We start from the raw sequence: 9702 nt of genomic DNA on the forward strand, positions 1-9702 counted from the left end.
GGGGCTTACTATTTAAAATGGTAAGCTTTTAGTTTTCTTTCAAATCAACAAAAAATTGTCCATTTTGAAAACTACAGTATAAAATTTGTGTTATATCGTTATAACCTAAGTTTTTTAGTTTTTCAATGAGCCATTCGTCTGTATGTTCAATCATTTGCAAATGATTAGATTGAATTTCTCCATCAATAATTAATGGCAGAGTAAAAATAGGCGTATCATTTTTACTCTTTTTACTTTTTTGTTTTTGAAAAACGGATAACTTCCCTGATGGTTCCAAAATAGCGTATTCCACATCCCGCACGTCTCCGACCCCTTGCTCCCTTAATTGCATCATTAAATCATCTATGTTATAGCGCTGTTTTCTCATCTTTTTTTCATCAATTTTTCCCGCATTTATAAGAATAGCAGGCTCCCCTTCTATTAAATGCCGAAATCGTTGAAACTTCAAAGAAATAACCGACAAAATGATTTGTATGCACATAAGGAAAGTCATCGGAACTAATTGATGCCAAAGTGATTTATCTGTATTTTCAATCGCTACTACAGCCATTTCACCAAGCATAATGAATACGACTAAATCTAATACACTTAGCTCTCCAATTTCACGTTTACCCATAAGACGGAAAATAATTAAGATAATGATATACAAAAGCATCGTCCGGCCAATTATCGATACCCATTCCATTTCTACATCTCCTTTTTTACTTATAGATTCCCCTATAGAAAAGAAAATAGTCTAACTTAAGCAAAAGAGAAATATGCTTGTATTAAAAAGGGGGAATGCATAAATGGATGGAACTAAAAAATTATCAACTGCAATTGGTTTCGGTATTATTACCCTACTAATTCTCGCATCTATTACTAGCATGGTTATGGCTCTATTATTAAAGTTTACGAACATGAATGAAAGTACATTAACCGTCACTATTTTGATACTAGCTCTTTTATCTATGCTTATGTCTGGGTTTATTGCTGGTAAAAAAGCACAAGGGAAAGGTTGGCTAGTAGGTTTTACAACAGGACTCACATTCGCCATACTCGTTTTTCTAGTTAACTATTTAGGCTTCTCTCAAACTTTATCGAACTCACAGTTACTTTACCAATTGGCATTAATGGGCGCGAGTACACTCGGTGGTATTTTCGGTGTAAATATGTCAAAGCAAAATAATTAAAAAAAGGCCCTGCACATTTCATGCAGGGCCTTCCTCATTAGTTTTTCACAACTTCACGAATCGCATTGCGATCGAAAGTTAAGTGTGCACCACCAGATTTAACAACGATTTTCGTTTCATCTACTGATTCGATTGTACCGTGTAAGCCACCAATTGTTATGATAGCATCACCTTTTGCTAATTCGTTTTGCATTTGAGCAACTGCTTTTTGACGCTTTTGTTGCGGGCGAATTAATAAGAAATAGAAAATCGCAAACATCGCAACGATCATAACGATATTCATCATACCTGCATTCATCTTTTGTTCCTCCTTTTAAATTATGTATTAGAAGTTTTTAGCATTCGGTTTATTAAAGCCATACTGTTCAAAGAACTCTTCGCGGAAATCACCAAGACGGTCTTCACGAATAGCTTGTCTCACCTGCTCCATTAAGTTTAACAGAAAATGAAGGTTGTGATAAGACGTTAAACGAATTCCGAACGTTTCATCACATTTCATTAAGTGACGAATGTACGCACGAGAGTAATTTTTACATGTGTAGCAATCACAATTAGGATCAAGCGGACCGAAGTCTCTTGCGAATTTCGCATTTTTTACAACTAGACGGCCTTCACTTGTCATACATGTACCATTTCGAGCGATACGAGTTGGAAGTACGCAGTCAAACATATCAACGCCGCGAATTGCCCCATCAATTAACGAGTCAGGAGAACCTACTCCCATTAAGTAACGTGGCTTATCATCTGGAAGAAGTGGTGTTGTAAACTCAAGCACACGATTCATAATATCCTTCGGTTCACCAACAGATAAACCACCTATAGCATAACCAGGGAAGTCCATTGAAACAAGGTCTTTTGCACTTTGGCGACGAAGCTCTTCAAACTCTCCGCCCTGTACGATACCGAATAAACCTTGATCTTGTGGACGTTCATGCGCTTTTAAGCAACGTTCTGCCCAGCGGCTTGTACGTTCTACAGATTTCTTCATATATTCAAAAGTAGCTGGGAACGGTGGACACTCATCAAATGCCATCATAATATCTGAACCTAATGCATTTTGGATTTCCATCGCTTTTTCTGGTGATAAGAATAATTTATCTCCATTTAAGTGGTTACGGAAGTGAACGCCTTCCTCTTCAATACGGCGGAAGTCACTTAAACTGAATACTTGGAAACCACCAGAATCCGTTAAGATCGCACGGTCCCAGTTCATAAATTTATGCAAACCACCTGCTTCACGAACAATTTCGTGACCTGGACGTAGCCATAAATGATACGTATTACTTAAAATAATGCCAGAATCCATTGCTTTTAATTCTTCTGGTGACATTGTCTTAACTGTTGCAAGTGTACCAACTGGCATGAATGTTGGTGTATCAAATGAACCGTGCGGCGTGTGTACACGACCTAAACGCGCACCCGTTTGTTTACAAGTTTTAATAAATTCATAACGAATTGCTGTCATAATTTACTCCTTTTATTTGTTTCTCATTTTAGCGTGAGATGCAACGAACATTGCGTCACCGAAGCTAAAGAAACGATATTTTTCTTTTACTGCTTCATTATAAGCATGAAGTACATTATCTCTATTTGAAAATGCACTTACAAGCATAATTAATGTTGATTTCGGCAAATGGAAGTTTGTAATTAAACCATCAATTGCTTTAAATTCATATCCTGGGTACATAAAAATATCTGTCCAACCAGAAGCTGCGCAAAGCTTACCACTATGATCGGTCGCAATCGTTTCTAACGTACGAGTTGATGTCGTACCTACAGTAATAATACGTCCACCATTCTCTTTCACACGATTTAATAATGCCGCTGTCTCTTCAGACATATGGTAATATTCTGCGTGCATATGATGCTCTTCAATCGTATCTGCAGAAACTGGTCTAAATGTTCCAAGCCCTACGTGAAGTGTAATAAATGCTAACTGAACGCCTTTTTTCTTTAACTTCTCAAGTAACTCTTCTGTAAAGTGAAGTCCCGCTGTCGGCGCTGCTGCTGAACCGATTTCTTTCGCATATACTGTTTGATAGCGATCGCGATCTTCCAGTGTCTCTTTAATATATGGAGGAAGTGGCATTTCCCCAAGTTCATCTAAAATTTCATAGAAGATGCCGTCATATGAAAATTCAAGCTGACGCCCACCTTGATTTGCAGTCCCTGTGCAAGTTGCTTTTAATTTCCCTTCACCAAAAGAAATTACAGTTCCTTCTTTTACACGTTTCGCTGGCTTAACAAGCGTTTCCCACTTATCGCCTTCCTCTTGTTTCAAAAGAAGCACTTCAATGTGCGCGCCTGTATCTTCTTTCAAACCGTGCAAGCGAGCAGGCATAACTTTCGTTTCATTTAAAACTAAGCAATCCCCCTCATGTAAGTAAGAAAGAATGTCCGTAAAATGTTTATGCTCAATATCACCAGTTTCACGGTCTAACACCATTAATCTTGATGTTTCACGATCCTCTAACGGGACTTGTGCAATAAGTTCTTCTGGTAAATGAAAATCAAACAGATTAATATTCATAACTGTATCCACCTATTTCTTATTTGAATCGATTTATTATATACATAATAAAAGATAATGCAATACTTAACACAATACATGTAATGATAGGAAAATAAAAGGTAACGTTACCTTTTTTCACAAAAATATCGCCTGGAAGCCTTCCAACGAACTTCCAAGCTAAGCCAACAACAATGAGTAAGATACCTGCTGTTATAAGCAATTTCGGTATCTCCGTCATACTTTTGGCATCTCCATTCCGAAATGTTCATACGCAAGTGGCGTTACGATTCGGCCTCTTGGCGTTCGTTGTAAAAAGCCAATTTGTAATAAATACGGCTCATACACATCTTCAATTGTATGAGATTCTTCTCCAATCGTTGCCGAAACTGTCTCTAACCCAACTGGGCCACCACGGAATTTCTCAATTATACCGAGCAATAATTTATGATCAATATGATCGAGTCCTAATTTATCTACCTGCAGTAGTTCTAATGCCATTTGTGTAATTTCCATTGCAATTGTTCCGTCGCTGCGAACTTGTGCGAAGTCACGTACACGTCGTAATAAACGATTCGCAATACGAGGTGTACCACGGGCACGTCTTGCAATTTCTAGTGCGGCTAACGAATCAATTTCCACTTCGAATACTTCCGCTGTACGTTCAACAATCGCAGAAAGCTGATCCACTGTATAATACTCTAATCTTGAAAGTACACCGAAACGGTCACGGAGCGGCGCTGATAATGCTCCGGCACGTGTTGTCGCTCCAACTAATGTAAATGGAGGTAAATCTAAACGTACAGACCGTGCTGACGGTCCTTTTCCAATTACGATATCAAGGCAAAAATCTTCCATCGCAGGATATAGTACTTCTTCAATTGATCTATGCAAACGATGAATTTCATCAATAAACAATACATCTCCAGGCTGAAGTGCTGTTAATACCGCTGCTAAATCTCCTGGTCTTTCAATTGCGGGACCTGACGTCGTTCGAATGTTAACACCCATTTCATTGGCAATAATATTCGCAAGCGTCGTTTTACCAAGTCCAGGTGGTCCATATAAAAGTACGTGATCTAACGTTTCTTCACGCATTTTCGCCGCTTCAATAAACACTTCTAAATTATGTTTCGCTTTATCTTGGCCAATATACTGACGGAGCGTCTGTGGCCGTAATGAATACTCTAAATCCGCATCTTCGTATCCAGATTCCCCTGAAAGGAGACGTTCGTCCATTATACTCACCTCTTACCATTTAGTAAAAGACTAAGTGCCTTTTTAATATATTGATCCGTCGTTAATGATTCTTTTAATAACTCTGGTACAACACGAGAAACTTCCCGTTCTGCATAACCAAGTGCACGCAGTGCTTCCAGTGCTTCATCAAGTTCAACTGAGGAACCTTTCTTCTCATCAAAACTTTCAACATCTGAGAACAAATCAACAAATGCATCTGGTACAACATCTGCTAGTTTTCCTTTTAAATCTAAAATCATTTGGCGCGCTGTTTTCTTTCCGACGCCCGGGAATTTCACTAAAAACTTCTCATCTTCATGTTCAATCGCTTGAACGACCTGTCCTGTTTGACCAGAAGCTAAAATCGCAAGAGCGCCTTTTGGCCCAATGCCAGACACACCTAACAATTTTGTAAATAATAAACGCTCTTCACGTGTTTTAAACCCGTAAAGTGCCATAATATCTTCTCTCACATAATGATATGTATAGACACGGATTTCTTGCTTACTTCTTTGAAATACATACGGATTTGGTGTGAAAATTTGGTACCCAATTCCATTATGGTCAATTACGACATATTCCGGTCCTACATACTCCACGTAACCTGTAACATATTCAAACAAAATACGATCTCTCCCTCTTAAATCATGTATTCCATTTTAACATATTTAATGATAGAAAAGCGAGACTACCCCAACAAACGTTCTCTGTTTAAAACTTCTGTTATTTTCCATTGACAGAAAGGATAAAGCACCTTAATATACAGGAGTCGATAATGATTATCAATACTAATTAAAGGGGTTACATCAGGATGAAACGTAAGTTATTTATTTTATTAACTATTATGCTAGTCGTTCTTTCTATCGTTGGCTGTTCTTCTCAAAAAGAAGCGTCAAAAGCAAAAGAACAACCGAAAACAAAAGTTGTGAAACACGCTAAAGGGGAAGCTACAATTCCAGTAAATCCAAAGAGAATTGTTGACTTATCTGGATCAACAGAAGAGTTATTACTTCTTGGACACAAACCTGTTGGTACAGCAAATACATATAAAGATAAAATCCAAAATCACTTAACAGACAAGCTAGATGGCGTAAAAGCAGTTGGCTGGTACTGGGCACCTAAAGTTGATTTAGAAGCTGTTACAGCTTTAAAACCGGACTTAATTATTTTAAATAATCGTCAATTAAAAATTTATGATCAATTAGAAAAGGTTGCACCGACTGTTGTTCTAGAAACAAACTTAGAAGACTGGCGCGGTAAGTTTAAAGAAGTAGGTAAACTATTTGATGAAGAAAAGAAAGCTGACAAATGGATTGCCGACTACGATAAAAAAGCAGACTCTTTATCTAAAAAAATTAAAGAAAAAACAAAAGATGAAAACTTTATGTTTGTCGCAGTTACACCACAAAACTTCCGTGTATACGGTAGCTTCGGATACGGTGACATCATCTTTAACGACTTAAAACTTCCAGCAACAAAAGGTACAGATTTAAAACAAACGATGGCGCAAGTATCATTAGAAGGGCTTGTTGCATTCCAACCTGATCAAATGTTTATTGTAAACTTCGGCGGCGAGGCTGATAAAGTGTACGAAGACTATAAAAATAGTGCTGTTTGGAAAGACAATAAAGCAGTAAAAAACAATCACGTATATGAAGTATCGAATGAAATCTTCAATACGAAAGCATTCAATCCAATCGGAAAAGATATGCTAATTGATGAAATCGCAAAAGAAATTTTAGCTAAAAACAAGTAAGAAAAAGCAGCTCACCATGAGCTGCTTTTTTTCTTATTTTGCACTGCATATTGCCTCATTTTTTCAATCGTCTTCACAAAACTTTCTTTTGATTTTATACGAATACCACGTTTCAATTTCGCACGCTCATAACTCTCAAGTTTTTTCATATCAATTTGAAAGAATGAATGAATCGCATTATCGCTTTTTGGTACACCCTTGAAAATTTGTAATATTCCTTCCTCTGAAACACCAAAATAGCCGCTCGTCTTCAATAACGGAGAAATATCGTCCACTTTCTTTTGCAATACAATTTGTACATCATCACGATCAACGAGTTGCCATTCTTTATATTTCTGTAAAAACTTTTCTAAATCCGCTACTTTTTCTGTAAATATTTCTTCACTTACTTCTCCATCAACATACATACGCTCTAATAAAATTGTAACTTCAGGTTCTTTTTCTGTTACTTCTGGTACTGGTCCTTCCGCCCTCACACTCGTTTCATAGGCTAAACAAAACATCATCACGAAAGCTTGCACTGCAATCAGTATCCATTTCATTTCCGTTCACCTCTTTTAGGCAAAATCAAACTTTCATTAGTAGTTTTGCCGAAAGTGGAGGTTTTATCCATATAAACAACCACATTACATTTCTCTCAAAAATAAAAAATGCAGATAAGGTTTTATCCTTATCTGCATTAGCATTTGTTTTTATATAAAATGAAAGACGCCTGCAAGCAGGCGTCTTGATGCGTTTACGGCGAGAGACCAGGCGACCACATTCGCGTGTTTAGCACTTAAGCATATCTCTCGTCTTACGTAAATTAGCTCATCGCTTTGCTAATATAACATTAATAACGTATAAGTGCAACATGTTTATAAAAATATTTTATTTTCTCTTTCACCCAAACGAACTTTATGTAAATTATAAATTGATAAATGTAATTTATATGTTTCAATTGATGTGACAGCGAAATCATAATAAACAGGAGATGGATATTGTGAAAAAAATAAAGGATGAACGTCTCATTCTGAAAACATTAAAAAACATACGTATTGCCTTTCTTTTTCAATCGCTTGGTATAATTGGCATTTTAGGCTATATCGGATTCACTGAAGGAATGGATCAAATTACGAAATCTCCATTATGGTTATTATTTATCCTTACAAGTATCGTACTTAGTTATTTACAGTTAAGTGTTTCTATCAATGTAGAAGAAGGCGAAAAGGATATAAAGTTAACCCCTTATTACAAAATTATTTTACGCTCTCTTATTGTAGCAACTATCATAGTTATTATTTATATCATTTTCAGTCCAGAAAGACCTCTGTTTGAAGCACTTCTAGCTGGTAGTATTTTCTTCATATGCTTTTTAGTTTCTTATTCCGTTAGTTATTTTATTAAAAAACGTCGTTTACAAGATAACGATGAATAAAGAGGAAGGGCAATCCCTTCCTCTTTTGTTTTGCTATCGCACTGTACCAGTTAAACCGTAACGAATGTCTCGGAACATATTCACTATGTCACGATTAAAATCGTTTGTAACTGTACCGTTACGTAGACGCGTACTCATTGCATCGACACGAGTAAACATATCATTTCTTACAGAAACATATACGTTTCTGTTTCCAACTTCATTTGAAACCGCTTGACGAATTTCGTTCGCCATCGCCGTTTCATTTGTCGCTGTGTTACGTGGTTTTACTGCAATCGCTACGTCGTTTCCATATACAACCGTAGACACGCGGTCTACGTTATTCATACGTTTCACACGATTTGTAATTCTTTCTGCAGTTTTACCATCATTGTTAATGTATGAATTGTTCATTGTAATATTACGAGTTGGATGCGGATTAGCAATTTGCCCGTTGTAATTTACATCACGGTAATAATTATTATATCCTGTATCGTTACGACCGTTTCTATATGTTACATAATCTGTATAACGATCGTTACGCGCTACATTATCACGATACTGATGTGTATCATTATAAGATGTACGCTCGTAATTGTAGTTACGTCCATCCATCGCATTGTTATCTTTTGGTGTACCACATGCAGCTAATGCACTGGTAACTAACAAAGAAGCAGCAATCACTTTTACTTTCGTATTCAATACAAAAACCCCCTCTGTTAGAATGAACTTCTCTTCTGAAAAGCTCCCTCTTATGATGAGTAACAGAGAAGGTTTTTACACTGTTAATATTTCACTGGGAATTTTCTAACACTTGATGTAAATCTTCCGTTTTCAAAACAATTCTACATACAAAAAAGGTGGGAATAATCCCACCTTTTTTTAAACTTCTTCTTCGTCCTCTTCTTCTGCGACTGGCTCTCCAAATACATTTGGTGGATCTGGTTGATAATACATCGTCCCTGGCTGTGGTGCATATGCAGACTGCGTTGGTTGATAATATAAAGGATTAGCGTATTGTGGTCCCCCAGGCTGCGGACTATATAACCTACTCTCTCCTCCGCATCCACAATCTTCCTCACCTTGTATGAGTGGCGGCATATTATTATCCATTGGCATCATATTTGGATTTGGCATAGACGTATACTGTGGTCCAAAAGGTGCCCCTTGCTGATACGGCATATTGTAATATGAGTTTTGTTGTTGATAATATGGATTTGGCGGCATCATCGGCTGTTGATACGGCATTTGATATGGCATCATATTCGGTGGTTGATTGTTATCCATGATCGGCATCATATTTGGCATTTGATTGTTATCCATGATCGGCATCATATTTGGCATTTGATTGTTATCCATGATCGGCATCATATTCGGCATTTGATTGTTATCCATAATCGGCATCATATTCGGCATTTGGTTATTATCCATTATTGGCATCATATTCGGCATTTGGTTATTATCCATAATCGGCATCATATTCGGCATTTGATTGTTATCCATAATCGGCATCATATTAGGCATTTGATTGTTATCCATAATAGGCATAATATTTGGAATTTGATTGTTATCCATAATAGGCATAATATTTGGAAGTTGATTTTTATCCATAATAGGCATAATATTTGGA

The 9702-nt window shown here is 36.9% G+C and carries 12 protein-coding genes and 1 pseudogene; 3 read left to right on the plus strand and 10 right to left on the minus strand.

The features are described 5' to 3' along the window. Positions 1-28: 28 nt before the first annotated feature. Positions 29-685, minus strand: a complete 657-nt coding sequence (locus tag JDS98_RS27640) for a DUF421 domain-containing protein (RefSeq protein ID WP_000455378.1) — start codon at positions 683-685, stop codon at positions 29-31. Positions 686-788: 103 nt separating this feature from the next. On the opposite strand from JDS98_RS27640, the gene JDS98_RS27645 reads away from it, so the two are divergent. Then, complete coding sequence (locus tag JDS98_RS27645) at positions 789-1172, plus strand: TIGR04086 family membrane protein (RefSeq protein WP_000349137.1); 384 nt, start codon at positions 789-791, stop codon at positions 1170-1172. Positions 1173-1209: 37 nt separating this feature from the next. Here JDS98_RS27645 and yajC read toward each other — a convergent pair whose 3' ends face one another. From yajC to ruvA, 6 genes are read right to left on the minus strand one after another with little or no spacing between them, the layout of a single operon-like run. Further along, positions 1210-1470 (minus strand): preprotein translocase subunit YajC, encoded by a 261-nt coding sequence (gene yajC, locus JDS98_RS27650; RefSeq protein WP_000991114.1) that lies wholly within the window; start codon positions 1468-1470, stop codon positions 1210-1212. A gap of 27 nt (positions 1471-1497) precedes the next feature. Further along, positions 1498-2637 carry a tRNA guanosine(34) transglycosylase Tgt gene (gene tgt / locus JDS98_RS27655; protein ID WP_000125368.1) on the minus strand — a complete coding sequence of 380 codons (1140 nt, stop codon included), beginning with the start codon at positions 2635-2637 and terminating at the stop codon, positions 1498-1500. Between the two features lie 12 nt (positions 2638-2649). Next, positions 2650-3702, minus strand: a complete 1053-nt coding sequence (gene queA, locus JDS98_RS27660) for a tRNA preQ1(34) S-adenosylmethionine ribosyltransferase-isomerase QueA (RefSeq protein ID WP_199634535.1) — start codon at positions 3700-3702, stop codon at positions 2650-2652. 19 nt (positions 3703-3721) lie between these two features. Further along, positions 3722-3922, minus strand: a complete 201-nt coding sequence (locus tag JDS98_RS27665) for a DUF2905 domain-containing protein (RefSeq protein ID WP_098822034.1) — start codon at positions 3920-3922, stop codon at positions 3722-3724. Beyond that, positions 3919-4920 (minus strand): Holliday junction branch migration DNA helicase RuvB, encoded by a 1002-nt coding sequence (ruvB, locus tag JDS98_RS27670; RefSeq protein WP_000344470.1) that lies wholly within the window; start codon positions 4918-4920, stop codon positions 3919-3921. Before ruvB ends, JDS98_RS27665 begins: the two co-directional genes overlap by 4 nt. 5 nt (positions 4921-4925) lie before the next feature. Next, the gene (gene ruvA / locus JDS98_RS27675; RefSeq protein WP_000464514.1) at positions 4926-5543 is read right to left on the minus strand and encodes a Holliday junction DNA helicase RuvA; all 618 of its coding nucleotides are present in this window, start codon (positions 5541-5543) and stop codon (positions 4926-4928) included. Positions 5544-5731: 188 nt separating this feature from the next. On the opposite strand from ruvA, the gene JDS98_RS27680 reads away from it, so the two are divergent. After that, positions 5732-6676 carry an iron-hydroxamate ABC transporter substrate-binding protein gene (locus JDS98_RS27680; protein ID WP_000823617.1) on the plus strand — a complete coding sequence of 315 codons (945 nt, stop codon included), beginning with the start codon at positions 5732-5734 and terminating at the stop codon, positions 6674-6676. Between the two features lie 11 nt (positions 6677-6687). On the opposite strand, the gene JDS98_RS27685 is transcribed toward JDS98_RS27680, so the two are convergent. Then, on the minus strand, positions 6688-7218 hold the full coding sequence (locus JDS98_RS27685) for a BofC C-terminal domain-containing protein (RefSeq protein ID WP_000871203.1): 531 nt from the start codon (positions 7216-7218) through the stop codon (positions 6688-6690). A gap of 431 nt (positions 7219-7649) precedes the next feature. On the opposite strand from JDS98_RS27685, the gene JDS98_RS27690 reads away from it, so the two are divergent. Next, the gene (locus JDS98_RS27690) at positions 7650-8093 is read left to right on the plus strand and encodes a branched-chain amino acid ABC transporter substrate-binding protein (protein WP_199634536.1); all 444 of its coding nucleotides are present in this window, start codon (positions 7650-7652) and stop codon (positions 8091-8093) included. A gap of 33 nt (positions 8094-8126) precedes the next feature. Here the strand turns inward: JDS98_RS27690 and JDS98_RS27695 are convergent, their stop codons facing one another. Further along, positions 8127-8774, minus strand: a complete 648-nt coding sequence (locus tag JDS98_RS27695) for a YhcN/YlaJ family sporulation lipoprotein (protein WP_001093526.1) — start codon at positions 8772-8774, stop codon at positions 8127-8129. A 180-nt stretch (positions 8775-8954) separates the two neighbouring features. After that, positions 8955-9702: pseudogene (gene exsA / locus JDS98_RS27700) on the minus strand (spore coat assembly protein ExsA); the annotation flags it as partial.

Origin of the sequence: Bacillus cereus group sp. N11, assembly GCF_016483605.1 — a bacterium.
Taxonomy (GTDB): Bacteria; Bacillota; Bacilli; order Bacillales; family Bacillaceae_G; genus Bacillus_A; species Bacillus_A toyonensis.